The following is a 17,328-nucleotide window of genomic DNA, read 5'->3' on the forward strand; positions in this document are numbered from 1 at the left end:
GTCACGCGGAGCGGCGTAGACTTGCAGGATCGCGTGTCATCGAGGTTCGCATGGCTGACACACTGTCCGATATCCCGCCCGTGCTGATCGTCGGCGCGGGGCCGACCGGTCTTGCCGCGGCGATGAGCCTCGCGCGGGCCCGTGTGCCGGTGCGCATCATCGATCGCCTCGCGGCACCCGCGCCGCATTCGCGCGCGATCGGCATCCAGGCGCGCACACTCGAGCTGCTGGAGCAGCATCGCGCGGTCGAACCGTTTCTCGCGCTCGGCCATCGCGCGCATGCGGCCGCACTGCACGCCGACGGCCGCGTGATCGCGCGGCTCGATTTCGATCCGCTGCAAACGCGCTATCCGTATCTGCTGTTTCTCGACCAGAGCATCACCGAGCGGCTGCTCGCCGAGCACCTGGCTGCGCTGGGCGTGACCGTCGAGCGCGGCGCGGTACTGGCCGCATGCGACGCAGGCGGCACATCGCTCGGCGTGACGATCCACCGCGCCGATGGCCGCGACGAGTCGTTCGCACCGTCATACCTGATTGCCGCCGACGGCGCGCACAGCACCGTCAGGCATCTGCTCGGTCTGGGCTTTACCGGGCATGCGTTCGAACAGACTTTCCTGCTGGCCGATTTCGCGGCGATACCCGACTGGCCGGATGAAGAGATCCACCTGTTCGCAACGCCCGAAGGCATGGCGGGCCTGTTTCCGATGGGCGACGGCCGTTACCGGCTCGTCGCCGACCGGCCGCCTGGCAGCGACGCGTCGCCCGACGCGCCGACGCCGTCGCTCGCGGAATGCGATGCAATCGTTCGTGCTCGCGTGGGCGTATCGATCTCGCCGAGCGATCTCGCGTGGTCGTCCTATTTCCACCTGCACAGCCGGATGGTCGACCGGCTGCGCCACGGCCGCGTGTTCTTCGCGGGCGACGCTGCGCACGTCCACAGCCCGGCCGGCGCGCAGGGCATGAACACCGGCATCCAGGAGGCGTTCAACCTGGGCTGGAAGCTCGCGCGCGTGCTCGGCGCGGGCACGCCCGAGCGGTTGCTCGACACGTATCACGCGGAGCGCCATCCGATCGAGCGCGATGTGTTGCGGCAGACCAGTTTCGTCACGCAGGTCGTCGAAGCCGAGCGCGGCGCGATGAAGCTGCTGCGCGATCATGTCGTGCCGCTGCTGGCGTCGTTCGGGCCGATGCGCGATGCGGTAAGGCGCACGGTCAGCGAGCTCGGCGTGCAGTACCGGAAGAGTCCGCTCACGCTGGAGCGCGTGCTCGACGGCGGTCCACGCGCAGGCGAGCGGGCGCCCGATGCACTCGTGCACGTGCTCGACGGGCCGCTCGGTCGCGCGCCCGGAACGGCGCGGCTATACGATCTTCACGATCCGGCGAGCTTCACGCTGTTGCTGCTGGAAGATCCGGTGAATGCCGCCACCGGCGAAGTGCCGCCGATGCCGGCCGATGCGCAGGCGCTCGTGCAGGGGCTCGAACGGGTCATGCCGGACGCGGTGCGCGTGTGGCGCGTCGCCGATGCCGAGGGCGACGGCGCCGCCGGGCTGGCGCAGGAATACGGCCGCTCGCGGCCGTCGTTCTATCTGCTGCGGCCCGACGGTTATGTTGCCGCGCGCGGGCGCACGGCAACCGACGCGAACGGGCTGCTGCGCCACTGCGAAAGCTGGTTCGCGGGCATGACGCAGTCCGCGTAGCGGCGCGATCAGGCGCTCGCGGCGGCGGGCACGAGCGATGCGCGGTAGGTGGCGATCGCGTCGCGCACGATCGGTGCCGCGCGTTGCGCGCCTTCGCCCGACGGATCGTCGAGCGCGGCGAGCAACGCGCGGCGCATCCGCGGTTCCCAGAAGCGCCGGATATGGTCGGCGATGCCGGCCAGCGCTTCGTCGCGATCGGGCATCGACTCGAAGAATGCGCCGATCTGGTTGGCCATGTCGATCAGGTGTTCGTGGTTCATCGCGGCCTCACTTGCCTGTCGTCACGGTATCGGGCGTGGCCGCGCGGCGCTCGAGCAGGTCGATCTGCTCCGCATTGAAGCGCGCGTACGCGCGTTGCCAGTCGGAAGGCTGCGCAACCGGCATCACCTGCACGGCCGTCACCTTGTACTCGGGGCAATTCGTCGCCCAGTCGGAGCTGTCGGTCGTGATCACGTTCGCGCCCGATTCGGGGAAGTGGAACGTCGTGTACACGACACCCGGCTGCATGCGCTCCGTCACGAGCGCGCGCAGCACCGTATGCCCGGCGCGCGATTCGATGCCGACCCAGTCGTCGCTCCGGATCCCGCGATCCTGCGCGTCGTGCGGATGGATCTCGAGGCGGTCCTCTTCGTGCCACCGGACGTTTTCCGTCCGGCGCGTCTGCGCGCCGACGTTGTATTGCGACAGGATGCGGCCCGTCGTCAGGATCAGCGGATAGCGCTGCGTGACCTTCTCCGGCGTCGGAATGAACTGGGTGATCACGAACCGGCCCTTGCCGCGCACGAACGCGTCGATGTGCATGGTCGGCGTGCCTTCCGGGGCGTGTTCGTTGCACGGCCACTGGATGCTGCCGAGTGCGTCGAGCTTCTCGTACGACACGCCCGAGAAGGTCGGCGTGAGCCGCGCGATCTCGTCCATGATTTCCGACGGATGCGTGTAGTGCATGTCGTAGCCGAGCGCCTGCGACAGCAGCAGCGTCACTTCCCAGTCCGCATAGCCCGCGAGCGGCGGCATCACCTTGCGCACGCGCGAGATGCGGCGCTCGGCGTTCGTGAACGTGCCGTCCTTCTCGAGGAACGTCGAGCCCGGCAGCAGCACATGTGCGTATTTCGCGGTCTCGTTCAGGAAGATGTCCTGCACGACGATGCATTCCATGGCCGACAGCGCGGCCGCCACGTGCTGCGTGTTCGGGTCCGACTGGACGATGTCCTCGCCCTGGCAGTAGAGCCCCTTGAAGCTGCCGTCGAGCGCCGCGTCGAACATGTTCGGGATGCGCAGCCCCGGTTCCGGTTGCAGCGTGGCCGACCACGCCTGCTCGAACTGCGTGCGTACGACCGCGTCGCCGATGTGCCGGTAGCCGGGCAGTTCGTGCGGGAACGAGCCCATGTCGCACGAACCCTGCACGTTGTTCTGGCCGCGCAGCGGATTGACGCCGACGCCTTCGCGGCCGAGGTTGCCGGTTGCCATCGCGAGGTTCGCGATGCCCATCACCGTCGTCGAGCCTTGCGCGTGTTCGGTGACGCCCAGCCCGTAATAGATCGCGGCATTGCCGCCCGTCGCATAGAGGCGTGCGGCTTCGCGCACGCGTTCGGCCGGCACGCCCGTCACGCCGGCGGTCGCCTCCGGAGAATTCTCTTCGCGCGACACGAATTCGCGCCATTGCTCGAATGCGCGCGTGTCGCAGCGCTCGGCGACGAACGCGTCGGCAACGAGCCCTTCGGTGACGATCACGTGCGCGAGCGCGTTGACGATCGCGACATTGGTGCCGGGGCGCAGCTGCAGGTGGTGCGTGGCCTTCACGTGCGGGCCGTCGACGACGTCGATGCGGCGCGGGTCGATCACGATCAGCTTCGCGCCTTCGCGCACGCGGCGCTTCATCCGCGAGCCGAACACCGGGTGGCCGTCGGTCGGGTTCGCGCCCATCACGACGATCACGTCGGCCTGGCCGACCGATGCGAACGTCTGCGTGCCGGCCGATTCGCCGAGCGTCGTCTTGAGACCATAGCCGGTCGGCGAATGGCACACGCGTGCGCAGGTATCGACGTTGTTGTTGCCGAACGCGGCGCGCACGAGCTTCTGCACGAGATAGGTTTCCTCGTTCGTGCAGCGCGACGACGTGATGCCGCCGATCGAATCGCGGCCGTACTTCTGCTGCAGCTTGCGGAATTGCGTTGCCGCGTAGGTGAGCGCTTCGTCCCAGCTCACTTCGCGCCACGGGTCGGTGATCTTCTCGCGGATCATCGGCTTCGTGATGCGGTCCTTGTGCGTTGCATAGCCCCACGCGAAGCGTCCCTTCACGCACGCGTGGCCTTCGTTCGCGAGGCCGTTCTTGTGCGGCGTCATGCGAACGACCTGGGTGCCCTTCATTTCGGCCTTGAACGAGCAGCCGACGCCGCAGTACGCGCAGGTCGTGACGACCGAGTGTTCGGCCTGCCCGAGCTGCACGACGGATTTTTCCTGCAGCGTGGCAGTCGGGCATGCGGCGACGCATGCGCCGCACGACACGCATTCCGACGCCATGAACGATTCGCTTTCGCCCGCGGCCACACGCGATTCGAAACCGCGCGCGGCGATCGTCAGCGCGAAGGTGCCCTGCGTTTCCTCGCATGCGCGCACGCAGCGATTGCAGACGATGCACTTCGACGGGTCGTACGTGAAGTACGGGTTCGATTCGTCCTTGCGGTCCTTCAGGTGATTCGCGCCGTCGAAGCCGTAGCGCACCTCGCGCAACCCGACGACGCCCGCCATGTCCTGCAGCTCGCAGTCGCCGTTGGCGGGGCAGGTGAGGCAGTCGAGCGGATGGTCGGAGATGTACAGCTCCATCACGTTGCGGCGCAGCGACTGCAGCCGGTCCGATTGCGTGCGCACCTTCATGCCGGCTTCGGCAGGTGTCGTGCACGACGCCGGATAACCGCGCCGGCCTTCGATCTCGACGAGGCACAGCCGGCACGAGCCGAACGGTTCGAGCGAATCGGTCGCGCAGAGCTTCGGGACATTGACGCCGGCCTCGATCGCCGCGCGCATCACCGACGTGCCGGCCGGCACCGTGACCGGCTGGCCGTCGATTTCGAGCGTGACGTCGGTATCGGCATGCCGTTGCGGCGTGCCGTAATCGGTATCGTCGAACGGGTCGCGGGCACGCGCCTGCGCGGCGCTCTTGCATGCGCATTGGCCTGAGCCGCAGCCGCCTTGGCGGACGTTGTTCGTGTCGAGGGACATGCAGGGCTCCTTCTGGGTCAGGCCGCGGCCTTGACCGGGCCCGACGCGGCATCCTTGCCGGCGAGCCCGAAATCTTCGGGGAAATGATCGAGCGCGGACAGCACCGGGTACGGCGTCATCCCGCCCATCGCGCACAGCGAACCGGCCAGCATCGTGTCGCACAGGTCGCGCAGCAGCGTGACCTGGCGCTCCGACGTATCGCCGTCGCGAATGCGTGCGATCGTCTCGACGCCGCGCGTCGAACCGATCCGGCACGGCGTGCACTTGCCGCACGATTCGATCGCGCAGAACTTCATCGCGTATTCGGCCAGCTCGGCGAGGTTCGACGTGTCGTCGTGCAGCACGATGCCGCCATGACCGACGACCGCGCCGATCGCCGTGTAAGCCTCGTAGTCGAGCGGCACGTCCCACTGATGGTCGGGCAGGTAGGTGCCGAGCGGGCCGCCGACCTGTGCGGCGCGAGCGGGCCGGCCGCTGGCCGTGCCGCCGCCGAAGTCGAACAGCAGCTCGCGCAGCGTGACGCCGAACGCAAGCTCGACGAGACCGCCGTGACGGATGTTGCCCGCGAGCTGGAACGGCAGCGTGCCGCGCGAGCGGCCCATCCCGTAGTCGCGATAGAACGCGGCGCCGCGCGCGAAGATCACGGGCGCCGTCGCGAGCGTGATCACGTTGTTGATGACGGTCGGCTGGCCAAACAGGCCCGCCAGCGCGGGCAGCGGCGGCTTCGCGCGCACGACGCCGCGCTTGCCTTCGAGCGATTCGAGCAGCGCCGTTTCCTCGCCGCATACATACGAGCCCGCGCCTTTCGCGACGTGTAGCTCGAATGCGTGCGCGGAGCCGAGCACGTGCTCGCCGAGCCAGCCGGCTTCACGCGCGCGGACGATCGCGGCTTCGAGCGTCGCGATCGCGTGCGGGTATTCGCTGCGCACGTAGATGTAGCCGATCGTCGCGCCCGTCGCGATGCCCGCGATGATCATCCCTTCGATCAGGCAGTACGGATCGCATTCCATGAGCAGGCGGTCGGAGAAGGTGCCCGAATCGCCTTCGTCCGCGTTGCAGACGATGTACTTCTGCGCGGCGCGCGCGTTCCGCACGGTGCGCCACTTGATGCCGGCCGGGAATGCCGCACCGCCGCGGCCGCGCAGCCCCGATTCGAGCAGCGTTTCGCACGCGGCATCGCCGTCGAGCGCGAGTGCGTTCTTCAGGCCGGCGAGGCCTTCGTGCTGCAGGTAATCGTCGATCGACAGCGGATCGGTCAGGCCGATGCGCGCGAACGTGAGCCGCTGCTGGCGCGCGAGATAGGGCAGTGCGTCGACGAGGCCGACGGCGCTCGGATGCGTGCCGCCTTCGAGCCAGTTGGCGTCGAACAGGGCCGGCACGTCGGCGGCCGACAGGTTCGCATAGCCCACGCGGCCCGCGGCCGTGCCGATCTCGACGAGCGGCTCGAGCCACAGCAATCCGCGCGAGCCGTTGCGGACCAGTTCGATCGCGACGCCGCGCCGTTCGGCTTCCGCGACGATCGCGGCGGCAAGCGCGTCGGCGCCGAGCGCCAGCGCGGACGAATCGCGCGGAACGTAGATGCGGGTCGTCATGCGGCCTCCGGCGTGTGGGCGACCGCGTCGGCGAGCAGCGCGTCGAATTTTTCCGGTGTGACTTTCGCGTGCAGCACGCCGTTGACCGTCAGCGACGGCGATTGCGCACACAGACCGAGGCAGTAGACCGATTCGAGCGCGACGGCGTCCGGCGCGTGTGCGGCCGCGGCCTCGTCGTGCGCCGCGTCGAACCGGCAGCCGGTGCGCGCTTCCGCGTGAGCGGCCAGCGTTTCGCAGCCCATGCTGCGGCACGCTTCGGCGCGACACATCTGGATCGTCACGCGCGCGGGCGGCGCAGTGCGGAAGTGGTGGTAATAGGTCAGTACGCCGTGCACTTCGGCACGCGACAGGTTCAACGCTTTGGCGAGCGGCGCGACGCAGCCCGGCGGCACGTAGCCCGCGTCGTCCTGGATCGCGTGCAGGATCGCGACGAGCGACCGGCCGGCGCGCGCATGGCGCTCGACGAGCGCGTCGGGCGCAGGGGAATTCGGGGACATCGGTTATGCTCCTCCAAAGTCTCATATGCGCTCGAAATTCATATAGTGCGCATCGCGACTTCGTTCTGATTGATTTTGACCAACGATAAGCGGAAGATTTGGCAGTCGCAATAGGAAATCGGAGTGCATAATTGATTCGAATCGAATGCGACGCGTATCTGACCGTACGCGACACGGAGGGCCGTTCGGCCAGCCTGTCAGACGTCGCGCCGCTGCTGGAACTCGTGGCCGACACGGGCAGCATTGCGCAGGCGGCGCAAGCCAAGGGGCTGTCGTACCGGCACGCGTGGGGCATGCTGCGCGCGCTGGAGTCGTGCATCGGCGGTGAGCTGATCGAAACCGCGCGCGGCAAGGGTTCGACGTTGTCGGCGCTCGGGCAGGCCGTCGTCGATGCGCAGCGTCTCGCACGCAGCCGGCTCGACGGAAACTTGCGCACGCTGGCGGCCGAGGTGGCGAGCGACCTGAACCGGCGTCTCGCGCAGCGCGACGGCGCCGTGCGAATCCACGCGTCGCACGGCTACGCGGTCGCGACGCTCGTCTCCGCGCTCGTCGATGCGCAGGCGGCCGTCGACATCAAGTATCGCGAGAGCGTCGAGGCCGTGCAGGCACTCGCCCGCGGCGAGTGCGACCTCGCCGGCTTCCATTTGCCGCGCGGCGCGTTTCGCGCGCAGTGCGCGCAGATCTACCGGCCCTGGCTCGACGATACGCGCCATGTGCTGATCCACCTGACGCGCCGCCAGCAGGGGCTGTTCGTCCCGCGCGGCAACCCGAAGCAGGTCAGCGGGCTTGCGGACCTCGCGCGCAACGACATCCGCTTCGTCAACCGGCAGCCGGGGTCGGGCACGCGCATGCTGCTGGATCTCGCGCTGCGCGCGATCGGCATCGATCCGGAGCGCATCGACGGCTACGCGTCGGCCGAGCTCACGCATTCGGCGATCGCGGCGTTCGTCGCGAGCGGGATGGCCGACCTCGGCTTCGGCGTCGAGCCGGCCGCCCATCATTTCGGGCTCGACTTCATCCCGGTCGTGGACGAAGACTATTACTTCGCATGCGAACGCGCGCGGCTCGATGCGCGGCCGCTTGCCGGCGTGCTGGCGCTGCTGCGTGACGCGCGCTTCGTCGAGCGCGTCGCGCATCTCGACGGTTACGATCCGGCCGCATGCGGCACGCTGACGAGCATCGCGACGGGACTGGCCGGCGGCGACGGCACGTACGCGCAGGACGGCAATTCGCGGTAACGGGGACGCGATCGAGCCGCGCTGCAACAGCAGGGGATTTGCGCTACGCTTGCCGCTTGATCAACGTTCCAACAAGCACGCCGTTCAGGCGTCATTCCGCCATGAAATTTTCCGTTCCCCTCGCCGCGGCAGCGTTGACCGCGGGGCTGTTGGTCGTCGCTTCGCCGTTTGCGTTTGCGCAGAATTCCCCGGGCGTGCCCGGCGGCATCCTGAGCGAACAGTTTCGCCTGAACGAGCATCCGCAGATGCCGTTCGCGGCGTCGGCGCCGTCGCAGAAATACCAGGGCAGCAAGAAGTCGGCGTTGCGCCGCAAGGGCGACCTGGGCGACCCGAACGGCTGCAACCTGAAGTGCCCGATGGATACCCGGTAAGGCTCTGACTGGCGTATTCGTGCCGGGACGGCGCGGGCGTGCTTGTGCACAACGACCCGATCGCCTGACCGACGGCTGTACGCGTTCCGTTCCGAACCTGGCTGTGATCGAGCCCCGCGAAGCGTTGCTGCTTCGCGGGGCTCGTGCTTTTCGGCAGGCCCGCACGCAACGCGGCGCCATGTGAAGCCGCCGTTTTCACGCGTTGCCGCTTCGCCAGCCAATCTAGGGTTAACCCGTAATTCAGGAAGGATGTCTTCCAGAAACCTGCCTTATTCTTAAGCATCCGCCTACATAAACTTCGGGTTGTCAGCGATGAACAAGGTGTTCACCGCGAACACAGACAAATCTGGAGGTAGGTCATCATGAAGTCGCTCGTTCAAGCTGTTGTCGTTGCCGCTGCTCTCGTTGCCCCGGTCGTGTCGTTCGCCCAGTCGGGCTCGACGATCACCCGCGCGCAGGTCCGTGCCGAACTGGTCCAGCTCCAGCAGGCCGGTTACAACTCCGCCCGCGGCGAAGATCCGCACTACCCGGAAGCGATCCAGGCAGCGACGGCCCGTGTTGCAGAGCAGCAGCGTGCACTGGCGCAGGCGCAAGGTGCCGACGCCAGCGGCTACGGTGCGCAGGCACAGGGCGCATCCGCATCGGGTTCGCGTGCAATGGGCGTGCGCCCGGCCAGTGCTGAAGAAATGAAGTCGCTGTATCGCGGCAGCTAAGCTGCACGTCGCCCGATCTGCACGAGCATGGGGGCGGCGATGCGCTGCGCCCGAAGCCGGGGCAACCGGGCTGGCCGCTGCCCGGTGCAACCGATGACTGCGCGGGCGCGGCAGAACACCTGTCACCTCCTGCCGCCGGAGCACCGGTGGCATTCCGCCCGGCCGCCCGTCCGTGGTCGGGCGCTTTTTCGGCAGGAGAGGGATGCATGCGTGTCGCCGGCAACAAAAAACCCCGCAGACTTGCGTCATGCGGGGTTCGTGCGGCGAACGCGGAATTTGGTGGAGGCGGCGGGAATCGAACCCGCGTCCAGAAGCGCTCCACGACTAGTTCTACATGTTTAGTCCAGTCTTTTGATTTAACCGCAGCGACGCGGACGAACACGCTGCACTACGGCGATTCGCTAGATTTTCGACCCTGGCGTCGCGACGCCGACAGAGCTTAACTGACGTAAATGACCTCTGGCGGTATTGCTACCGGTCTTGCGACACTAGCCCGTCAGTGAACTAGGCAGAGGACGGCGGCCGTTAGGCTGCCAGTGCGAACGTATCGTCGTTTGCAGTTACGATTTTCCCATTGATTAACGAGGTGACGGGTCCTCGACATGCCCTAGCCGCTTCACAACCCCTGTCGAAACCAGGTCGCCCCCGCGGATAAGATCTAGCATTATAGCCCAACATCGCGCAGCAGTTCGCGCAGTTCCTGCGTCGTGTCGACGAGATGCTGCGCCTGCCAGTCGGCCGGCGCAACGCCGTCGCCGCAATAGCCGTACGCGGCTGCGACCGTCGCCATGCCGGCCGCGCTGCCGGCCTGAATGTCGCGCAGGTCGTCGCCGACGTAGACGATGCGCGCGGGGGCGAGCGTCAGCTGGTCGGCCGCATGCAGCAGCGGGGCCGGGTGCGGCTTCGGGTGCGGCGTCGTGTCGCCCCCGACCACGCAGGCGGCGCGCGGGGCGAGGCCGAGCAGGTCGACGAGCGGCGCCGTGAGGCGCATCGCCTTGTTCGTGACGATGCCCCAGCGCACGCCGCGCGCATCGAGTTCGTCGAGCACGTCGCCGATGCCGGGAAACAGCGTCGTATGTACGCAGAGGTCCGTCGCGTAGTTGGTCAGGAACTCGTCGCGCATCGCGTCGTAGCCGGGCGTGTTCGGATCGATGCCGAACGCGCCGCCGAGCAGGCCGCGCGCGCCGGCCGAGGCCAGCGGGCGCAACACGTCGAGCGACGTTTCGGGCAGCCCGCGATCGCGCTGCATCCTGTTGACGGCCGCCGCGAGATCGGGCGCCGTGTCGGCGAGCGTGCCGTCGAGGTCGAACAGCACGGCATCGCAGTGCAGCAGGCGCGGTTCGTCTGCTACCCGCGCGGTCGAAAGGGGAGTCGTCATGCCGGTCGGGGGGTCACGCGCCGCGGCGGCACGCGATGAGGTAGTTGATGTCGGTGTCGTTCGACAGCGCGAAGCGCTTGCCGATCGGATGATACGTGATGCCCTTGATCTCCACGATGTGCAGATCCGTCGCGCGCACGAAGCCGGCCAGTTCCGACGGGCGGATGAAACGCGCATAGTCGTGCGTGCCCTTCGGCAGCATCTGCGCGATGTACTCCGCGCCGATCACCGCGAACAGGTAGGACTTCAGGTTGCGGTTCAGCGTCGAGAAGAACACCCAGCCGCCCGGTTTCACGAGCGTCGCGCACGCGGCGACGACATCGCCGGGCGACGGCACGTGCTCGAGCATCTCCATGCACGTGACGACGTCGTAGGTGCCCGGTTCGCGCGCGGCGATCGCTTCGGCGGCCATGGCCTCATAGTCGACCGAGATGCCGCTTTCGAGGCTGTGCAGGTCGGCGACGCCGAGCGCTTCGGTCGACAGGTCGATGCCCTTCACCTGGGCGCCGAGCCCGGCCATCGATTCGGACAGGATGCCGCCGCCGCAGCCGATGTCGAGTGCACGCTTGCCGGCCAGGTGTGCGTGCGCATCGATCCAGCCGAGCCGGACCGGGTTCAGGTCGTGCAGCGGCTTGAATTCGGCATTCGGATCCCACCACCGGTGGGCGAGGTCGCTGAATTTCTGGAGTTCGTGCGGATCGGCGTTGGTCATGTCGGCAAACGGGCTACGGGAGGAGGGCAGTGCTGCGGTTCGTCAGACCCGAGTATATAAGAAGCGGACGAGCGGCGAAGCGACGAGCGCCCGGACGGGCGTCAAAGAAAAAGCCCCGCCGGAGCGGGGCTTTGAAGCAGTCGAAAACCGCGGCTTAGTTTGCCGGAACGGTCGTCTTCTGCACTTGCTGCGTACCCACCACTTCGACTTCCACGCGGCGATCCGGTGCGAGGCAGGCGATGAGTTGCTTGCGGTTCTTCTGGTTGCAGCCAGTCGTAACCGGGTTGCGCTTGCCCTTGCCTTCCGTGTAGATCTTGTTGGCCGGCACACCCTTGCTGACCAGGTACGACTTCACGGCTTGCGCACGGCGCAGCGACAGACGGTCGTTGTACTTGTCCGAACCGATGCGGTCCGTGTAGCCCGTTGCGACGACCACTTCCGTGTTCATGCCTTCGATCTTCGAAGCCAGTTCGTCCAGCTTTTGCTTGCCCAGCGGCTTGAGCGTTGCCTTGTCGAAGTCGAACAGTGCGTCAGCTTGATACGTGATCTTCTGGCTCGTGATGGCCGGAGCAACCGGAGCGACCGGCGGCTGCGGTGCCTGGGCGACCAGTGCGCCATCGCACTTCGCGTTGGCGGTGGCCGGCGTCCAGAACGCATCGCGCCAGCAGAGCTCGTTCGTGCCGTTCATCCACACCCATTCGCCCGTGCCGTTCACCCAGTTGTCATTGACGGCTTGACGCGACGCCGGCACCGACTGTGCCGAAGCGGATGCAGCCATAACTGCGGTAGCTGCAATGAACGCGAGCTTTGAAAGTTTATTCATATTTCTCCTCTCGAAATTGAGATTACCGCAGGTTTACTGCGAGCCTGTTGACGGTGACAAGTCATACATTGCTCGAAGTATAACATTGGTGCGGCACAAAAAACGCGGCGCGCTCCTGTGTAGACTTCGAGCAGCGTCTAACTTTCAGTGCGTTGGCATTTTGCCATATCGTTCCCTTCCTACGAAAAAAAATCCTCCCCACCCTAAGATCGCTCCAACTTTGTGGTGCATGCGCAACACCGGCCTGCCGCAACTTTTAGAGATTGTCAAGAGTGTGTCGGCGAAATTGCGCGGGTGTGTGCATTTGTTTACTCGTGCGCGTGAAACAAACTGCTCGTGAGCGTGAAACAAACCGGATGCGATTGGCTGCGACGTCGCGTCGCGCGCGATTTGGGCCAATTCGCCGTCGCCGCGATTTTTGCTATTTATATATAGAGGGGGAGGCGAATTGGCGGCTGATGGGCGCATGTTAGAATCTCACGTTGCGTTGCGCATGCAGCGCCCACGCGAAAGGCGTTCGCCGTCTTCGCTCCGAAACGATACGGATACATGGATCAATTCGCCAAAGAGACCCTGCCCACCTCCCTAGAGGAGGAAATGCGCCGTTCGTATCTCGATTACGCGATGAGCGTGATCGTCGGACGTGCCCTCCCGGATGTCCGCGATGGCCTGAAGCCCGTGCACCGGCGCGTATTGTTCGCGATGCACGAACTGAACAACGACTGGAACCGCGCGTACAAGAAGTCGGCGCGTATCGTCGGTGACGTGATCGGTAAGTACCACCCTCACGGTGACACCGCGGTCTACGACACGATCGTGCGGATGGCGCAGGATTTCTCGCTGCGCTACATGCTGATCGACGGGCAGGGCAACTTCGGCTCGATCGACGGCGACAATGCCGCGGCGATGCGTTACACCGAAATTCGCATGGCGAAGATCGGTCACGAGCTGCTCGCCGACATCGACAAGGAAACGGTCGATTTCGAGCCGAACTACGACGGCAACGAAACGCAGCCGTCGGTCCTGCCGTCGCGCATCCCGAACCTGCTGATCAACGGCTCGTCGGGTATCGCCGTCGGGATGGCGACCAACATCCCGCCGCACAACCTGAACGAAGTCGTCGACGCGTGCCAGCACCTGCTGGGCAACCCGGAAGCGACGATCGACGAGCTGATCGAGATCATCCCGGCGCCGGACTTCCCGACGGCCGGCATCATCTACGGCGTCGCCGGTGTGCGCGACGGCTACCGCACCGGGCGCGGCCGCGTCGTGATGCGCGCGGCCACGCACTTCGAGGAGATCGACCGCGGCCAGCGGATGGCGATCATCGTCGACGAGCTGCCGTACCAGGTGAACAAGCGCTCGCTGCTCGAGCGGATCGCCGAACTCGTCAACGAGAAGAAGCTCGAGGGCATCTCCGACATCCGCGACGAGTCCGACAAGAGCGGCATGCGTGTCGTGATCGAGCTCAAGCGCGGCGAAGTGCCGGAAGTGGTGCTGAACAACCTGTACAAGGCGACGCAGCTCCAGGACACGTTCGGCATGAACATGGTCGCGCTCGTCGACGGCCAGCCGAAGCTGCTGAACCTGAAGGAAATCCTGCAGTGCTTCCTGTCGCACCGACGCGAAGTGCTGACGCGCCGCACGATCTACGAACTGCGCAAGGCCCGCGAACGCGGCCACGTGCTCGAAGGTCTCGCGGTCGCGCTCGCGAACATCGACGAGTTCATCGCGATCATCAAGGCCGCGCCGACGCCGCCGATCGCGAAGCAGGAGTTGATGGCGAAGCCGTGGGATTCATCGCTCGTGCGCGAGATGCTGACGCGCGCCGAAGCCGAGAATGCATCGGCAGGCGGCCGCTCCGCGTATCGTCCGGAAGGCCTGAACGCGGCGTTCGGCATGCAGAACGACGGGCTGTACCGCCTGTCCGACACGCAGGCCCAGGAAATCCTGCAGATGCGCCTGCAGCGCCTGACCGGCCTCGAGCAGGACAAGATCATCGGCGAGTACCGCGAAGTGATGGCCCAGATCGCCGACCTGCTGGACATCCTCGCGCGCCCCGAGCGGATCACGACGATGATCGGCGAGGAGCTGACCTCGGTGAAGGCCGAATTCGGCGACGCGCGCCGCTCGAAGATCGAACTGAACGCGACCGAGCTGAACACCGAGGATCTGATCACGCCGCAGGACATGGTCGTCACGATGTCGCATGCGGGCTACGTGAAGTCGCAGCCGCTGTCCGAGTACCGCGCGCAGAAGCGCGGCGGCCGCGGCAAGCAGGCGACGCAGATGAAGGAAGACGACTGGATCGAGACGCTGTTCATCGCGAACACGCACGACTACATCCTGTGCTTCTCGAACCGCGGCCGCGTGTACTGGGTCAAGGTCTATGAAGTGCCGCAGGGTTCGCGCAACTCGCGCGGCCGCCCGATCGTCAACATGTTCCCGCTGCAGGAAGGCGAGAAGATCAACGTCGTGCTGCCGGTCAAGGAATTCTCGGCCGACAAGTTCATCTTCATGGCGACGTCGCTCGGCACCGTGAAGAAGACGCCGCTCGAAGCATTCAGCCGTCCGATGAAGAAGGGCATCATCGCGGTCGGCCTCGACGACGGCGACTACCTGATCGGTGCGTCGATCACCGACGGCGCGCACGACGTGATGCTGTTCTCCGACGCCGGCAAGGCCGTGCGCTTCGACGAGAACGACGTGCGTCCGATGGGGCGCGAGGCGCGAGGCGTGCGCGGCATGCAGCTCGAGGACGGGCAGCAGGTCATCGCGATGCTGGTTGCCGGCAGCGAGGAGCAGACCGTGCTCACCGCGACCGAGAACGGCTACGGCAAGCGCACGCCGATCACCGAATACACGCGTCACGGCCGTGGCACGAAGGGCATGATCGCGATCCAGACGTCCGAGCGTAACGGCAAGGTGGTGGCCGCGACGCTCGTCGACGCCGAGGATCAGATCATGCTGATCACGACGGCCGGCGTGTTGATTCGCACCCGTGTATCGGAGATTCGCGAGATGGGGCGGGCTACGCAAGGTGTTACACTCATCAGTCTCGATGAGGGTACCAAGCTCTCCGGCCTGCAGCAGATCGCGGAGGCTGAAGAGGGCGATGGCGAGGCCGACGAGGCGTCGGACGGCGAAGCCTGAAGAACGGATGAGACTCTAGCCGCCGCGGGCGAAAAGCGCCGCGGCCGGCGAGCAACCATTCATATTTCCAAAAGGGAGTGATGATGCAAAAGCAATTCAAGCAACTGGTTCTGCTGGCTGCACTGGTGCCGACGTTCGCGATGGCGCAGGCGCTGTCGAATTCCGCACCGGCTGCTCCGGCGGCAGCTGCGCCGATCGACGCCGACAAGAAGGCAGCGATCAAGGATCTGCTCGACGCGATCGATGCGCCGAAGCTCGTGTCGGCAATCGGCAACAGCGCCGAAATGCAGGCCAAGCAACTCGTGCCGGCAATCCTGTCGGACGCGCTGTCGGAAAACAAGACGCTGAACGACAAGCAGAAGCAGGCTGCCGTTCCGACGCTGCAGAAGAACTCGGTGCCGAAGCTGGTTGACGGCGCAGGCAAGGTGTTCGGCACGCAACAGTTCCAGAACGACGCGATGTCGGCTCAGTACGACGCCTACGCGAAGTACTACAGCACGTCGGAGATCAAGGATCTGACGACGTTCTACAAGAGCCCGACGGGCCGCAAGTTCATCCAGGTTCAGGATCAGGTCGGTCGCGACGTGGTCAACGGCCTGATGCAGAAGTACATGCCGCAAGCGATCCAGGCAACGCGTACGCAGGCTGACAAGGAAGTCGCAGCAGTCAAGCCGGGCAAGTAAAGCTGTCCGGGCACGCCACCGGCCGTTCGGCCGGGTTTGGCGGGAGCCTGACGACAGTGCGATAATGGCCGTTTGCGCGTGAGCGCAAGCGGCCATTTCTTTTCTGGCGCGTTCTGCCGGCGGCGAGCCGGTCGCGTCCCTCCGAGGTTTTCACGATGCGCGTCTTTAATTTCTCCGCCGGCCCTGCGGCGATGCCCGAGGAAGTGCTGCGGCAAGCTGCCGACGAAATGCTCGACTGGCACGGCAGCGGCATGAGCGTGATGGAGATGAGCCATCGCGGCAAGGAATTCATGTCGATCCACGAGGCTGCGCTGACCGATCTGCGCGACCTGCTCGGCGTGCCGGCCAGCCACCGGGTCCTGTTCCTGCAGGGCGGCGGCATCGCGGAAAACGCGATCGTGCCGATGAACCTGCTCGGCTCGCGCAAGACCGCCGACTTCGTCGTGACGGGCTCGTGGTCGCAGAAATCGTTCAACGAGGCGAAGAAGTTCTGCACGCCGCATCTCGCAGCGAACGGCAAGACGGACGACGGCTTCACGCGTGCGCCCGCGCGCGCCGAATGGCAGCTGTCGGACGATCCGGCCTACGTGCATCTGTGCACCAACGAGACGATCGACGGCGTCGAGACGTTCGAGATCCCCGATCTCGGCGACGTGCCGCTGGTCGCGGATGTCTCGTCGCATATCCTGTCGCGCCCGATGGATGTCGCGAAATACGGCGTGCTGTTCGGCGGCGCGCAGAAGAACATCGGGATGGCCGGCGTGACGGTCGTGATCGTGCGCGAGGATCTGCTCGATCGCGCGCTGTCGATCTGCCCGTCCGCATTCGAATGGAAGACCATCGCCGCGAACAACTCCCTGTACAACACGCCGCCCACCTACGCGATCTACATCGCGGGCCTCGTGTTCCAGTGGCTGAAGCGGCAGGGTGGCCTCGAAGCGATCGAGGCCCGCAATATCGAAAAATCGAAGCTGCTCTACGACACGATCGACGCGAGCAGCTTCTATCTGAACAAGGTCGAGCCGGCAGCACGTTCGCGGATGAACGTGCCGTTTTTCCTGGCCGACGAAACGCGCAACGAAGACTTCCTTGCCGGCGCAAAGGCGCGCGGGCTGCTGCAGCTGAAGGGCCACAAGTCCGTCGGCGGCATGCGGGCGTCGATCTACAACGCGGTGCCGCTCGAGGGCGTGAAAGCGCTCGTCGAGTACATGAAGGACTTCGAGCAGCGCGGCGCCTGACGGCGGCGCTGTTC

Annotated in this window: 14 protein-coding genes and 1 other RNA gene; 7 read left to right on the forward strand and 8 right to left on the reverse strand. The window is 66.0% G+C overall.

The features are described 5' to 3' along the window. The first annotated feature begins 50 nt into the window (after window positions 1-50). On the forward strand, window positions 51-1,697 hold the full coding sequence (locus BLA15945_RS23175) for an FAD-dependent monooxygenase (RefSeq protein ID WP_059235519.1): 1,647 nt from the start codon (window positions 51-53) through the stop codon (window positions 1,695-1,697). A gap of 8 nt (window positions 1,698-1,705) precedes the next feature. Here BLA15945_RS23175 and BLA15945_RS23180 read toward each other — a convergent pair whose 3' ends face one another. From BLA15945_RS23180 to BLA15945_RS23195, 4 genes are read right to left on the reverse strand one after another with little or no spacing between them, the layout of a single operon-like run. Then, the gene (locus BLA15945_RS23180; RefSeq protein WP_059235517.1) at window positions 1,706-1,957 is read right to left on the reverse strand and encodes a formate dehydrogenase subunit delta; all 252 of its coding nucleotides are present in this window, start codon (window positions 1,955-1,957) and stop codon (window positions 1,706-1,708) included. 7 nt (window positions 1,958-1,964) lie between these two features. Next, window positions 1,965-4,916 carry a formate dehydrogenase subunit alpha gene (gene fdhF, locus BLA15945_RS23185; RefSeq protein WP_059235514.1) on the reverse strand — a complete coding sequence of 984 codons (2,952 nt, stop codon included), beginning with the start codon at window positions 4,914-4,916 and terminating at the stop codon, window positions 1,965-1,967. A gap of 17 nt (window positions 4,917-4,933) precedes the next feature. Then, window positions 4,934-6,508, reverse strand: a complete 1,575-nt coding sequence (locus BLA15945_RS23190; protein WP_174993462.1) for a formate dehydrogenase beta subunit — start codon at window positions 6,506-6,508, stop codon at window positions 4,934-4,936. Further along, window positions 6,505-7,005 (reverse strand): NAD(P)H-dependent oxidoreductase subunit E, encoded by a 501-nt coding sequence (locus tag BLA15945_RS23195; protein ID WP_059235511.1) that lies wholly within the window; start codon window positions 7,003-7,005, stop codon window positions 6,505-6,507. Before BLA15945_RS23195 ends, BLA15945_RS23190 begins: the two co-directional genes overlap by 4 nt. 131 nt (window positions 7,006-7,136) lie before the next feature. Between BLA15945_RS23195 and BLA15945_RS23200 the strand changes: the two genes are divergently transcribed. The 3 genes from BLA15945_RS23200 to BLA15945_RS23210 all read left to right on the forward strand — a co-directional run bounded on the left by BLA15945_RS23200 (window position 7,137) and on the right by BLA15945_RS23210 (window position 9,327). After that, on the forward strand, window positions 7,137-8,243 hold the full coding sequence (locus tag BLA15945_RS23200) for a substrate-binding domain-containing protein (protein WP_174993463.1): 1,107 nt from the start codon (window positions 7,137-7,139) through the stop codon (window positions 8,241-8,243). 101 nt (window positions 8,244-8,344) lie between these two features. After that, window positions 8,345-8,614 (forward strand): hypothetical protein, encoded by a 270-nt coding sequence (locus tag BLA15945_RS23205; protein ID WP_059235507.1) that lies wholly within the window; start codon window positions 8,345-8,347, stop codon window positions 8,612-8,614. Between the two features lie 362 nt (window positions 8,615-8,976). Beyond that, on the forward strand, window positions 8,977-9,327 hold the full coding sequence (locus BLA15945_RS23210; protein WP_059235505.1) for a DUF4148 domain-containing protein: 351 nt from the start codon (window positions 8,977-8,979) through the stop codon (window positions 9,325-9,327). Between the two features lie 277 nt (window positions 9,328-9,604). Here BLA15945_RS23210 and ssrA read toward each other — a convergent pair. The 4 genes from ssrA to ompA all read right to left on the reverse strand — a co-directional run bounded on the left by ssrA (window position 9,605) and on the right by ompA (window position 12,240). Continuing rightward, window positions 9,605-9,974, reverse strand: a transfer-messenger RNA (tmRNA) gene (gene ssrA, locus BLA15945_RS23215). 17 nt (window positions 9,975-9,991) lie between these two features. Next, the gene (gph, locus tag BLA15945_RS23220; RefSeq protein WP_174993464.1) at window positions 9,992-10,705 is read right to left on the reverse strand and encodes a phosphoglycolate phosphatase; all 714 of its coding nucleotides are present in this window, start codon (window positions 10,703-10,705) and stop codon (window positions 9,992-9,994) included. 13 nt (window positions 10,706-10,718) lie between these two features. Next, a complete protein-coding gene (ubiG, locus tag BLA15945_RS23225) occupies window positions 10,719-11,417 on the reverse strand; it encodes a bifunctional 2-polyprenyl-6-hydroxyphenol methylase/3-demethylubiquinol 3-O-methyltransferase UbiG (protein ID WP_174993465.1) in 699 nt (232 codons plus the stop codon). Window positions 11,418-11,571: 154 nt separating this feature from the next. Then, window positions 11,572-12,240 (reverse strand): outer membrane protein OmpA, encoded by a 669-nt coding sequence (ompA, locus tag BLA15945_RS23230; protein WP_006476579.1) that lies wholly within the window; start codon window positions 12,238-12,240, stop codon window positions 11,572-11,574. Window positions 12,241-12,789: 549 nt separating this feature from the next. On the opposite strand from ompA, the gene gyrA reads away from it, so the two are divergent. From gyrA to serC, 3 genes are all read left to right on the forward strand, one after another. After that, a complete protein-coding gene (gyrA, locus tag BLA15945_RS23235; protein WP_059235499.1) occupies window positions 12,790-15,393 on the forward strand; it encodes a DNA gyrase subunit A in 2,604 nt (867 codons plus the stop codon). 83 nt (window positions 15,394-15,476) lie between these two features. After that, a complete protein-coding gene (locus tag BLA15945_RS23240; protein WP_059236858.1) occupies window positions 15,477-16,076 on the forward strand; it encodes a DUF2059 domain-containing protein in 600 nt (199 codons plus the stop codon). Between the two features lie 155 nt (window positions 16,077-16,231). Beyond that, complete coding sequence (gene serC, locus BLA15945_RS23245; protein ID WP_059235497.1) at window positions 16,232-17,314, forward strand: 3-phosphoserine/phosphohydroxythreonine transaminase; 1,083 nt, start codon at window positions 16,232-16,234, stop codon at window positions 17,312-17,314. Window positions 17,315-17,328 lie beyond the last annotated feature (14 nt).

Origin of the sequence: Burkholderia arboris (genome assembly GCF_902499125.1) — a bacterium.
Classification (GTDB): Bacteria; Pseudomonadota; Gammaproteobacteria; order Burkholderiales; family Burkholderiaceae; genus Burkholderia; species Burkholderia arboris.

What these genes read in the sequence shown, in the direction of transcription:
- BLA15945_RS23175 (WP_059235519.1), top strand. Translation starts at nt 51, where the DNA reads ATGGCTGACACACTGTCCGATATCCCGCCCGTGCTGATCGTCGGCGCG.
- BLA15945_RS23180 (WP_059235517.1), bottom strand. Translation starts at nt 1,957, where the DNA reads ATGAACCACGAACACCTGATCGACATGGCCAACCAGATCGGCGCATTC.
- fdhF (WP_059235514.1), bottom strand. Translation starts at nt 4,916, where the DNA reads ATGTCCCTCGACACGAACAACGTCCGCCAAGGCGGCTGCGGCTCAGGC.
- BLA15945_RS23190 (WP_174993462.1), bottom strand. Translation starts at nt 6,508, where the DNA reads ATGACGACCCGCATCTACGTTCCGCGCGATTCGTCCGCGCTGGCGCTC.
- BLA15945_RS23195 (WP_059235511.1), bottom strand. Translation starts at nt 7,005, where the DNA reads ATGTCCCCGAATTCCCCTGCGCCCGACGCGCTCGTCGAGCGCCATGCG.
- BLA15945_RS23205 (WP_059235507.1), top strand. Translation starts at nt 8,345, where the DNA reads ATGAAATTTTCCGTTCCCCTCGCCGCGGCAGCGTTGACCGCGGGGCTG.
- BLA15945_RS23210 (WP_059235505.1), top strand. Translation starts at nt 8,977, where the DNA reads ATGAAGTCGCTCGTTCAAGCTGTTGTCGTTGCCGCTGCTCTCGTTGCC.
- gph (WP_174993464.1), bottom strand. Translation starts at nt 10,705, where the DNA reads ATGACGACTCCCCTTTCGACCGCGCGGGTAGCAGACGAACCGCGCCTG.
- ubiG (WP_174993465.1), bottom strand. Translation starts at nt 11,417, where the DNA reads ATGACCAACGCCGATCCGCACGAACTCCAGAAATTCAGCGACCTCGCC.
- ompA (WP_006476579.1), bottom strand. Translation starts at nt 12,240, where the DNA reads ATGAATAAACTTTCAAAGCTCGCGTTCATTGCAGCTACCGCAGTTATG.
- gyrA (WP_059235499.1), top strand. Translation starts at nt 12,790, where the DNA reads ATGGATCAATTCGCCAAAGAGACCCTGCCCACCTCCCTAGAGGAGGAA.
- BLA15945_RS23240 (WP_059236858.1), top strand. Translation starts at nt 15,477, where the DNA reads ATGCAAAAGCAATTCAAGCAACTGGTTCTGCTGGCTGCACTGGTGCCG.
- serC (WP_059235497.1), top strand. Translation starts at nt 16,232, where the DNA reads ATGCGCGTCTTTAATTTCTCCGCCGGCCCTGCGGCGATGCCCGAGGAA.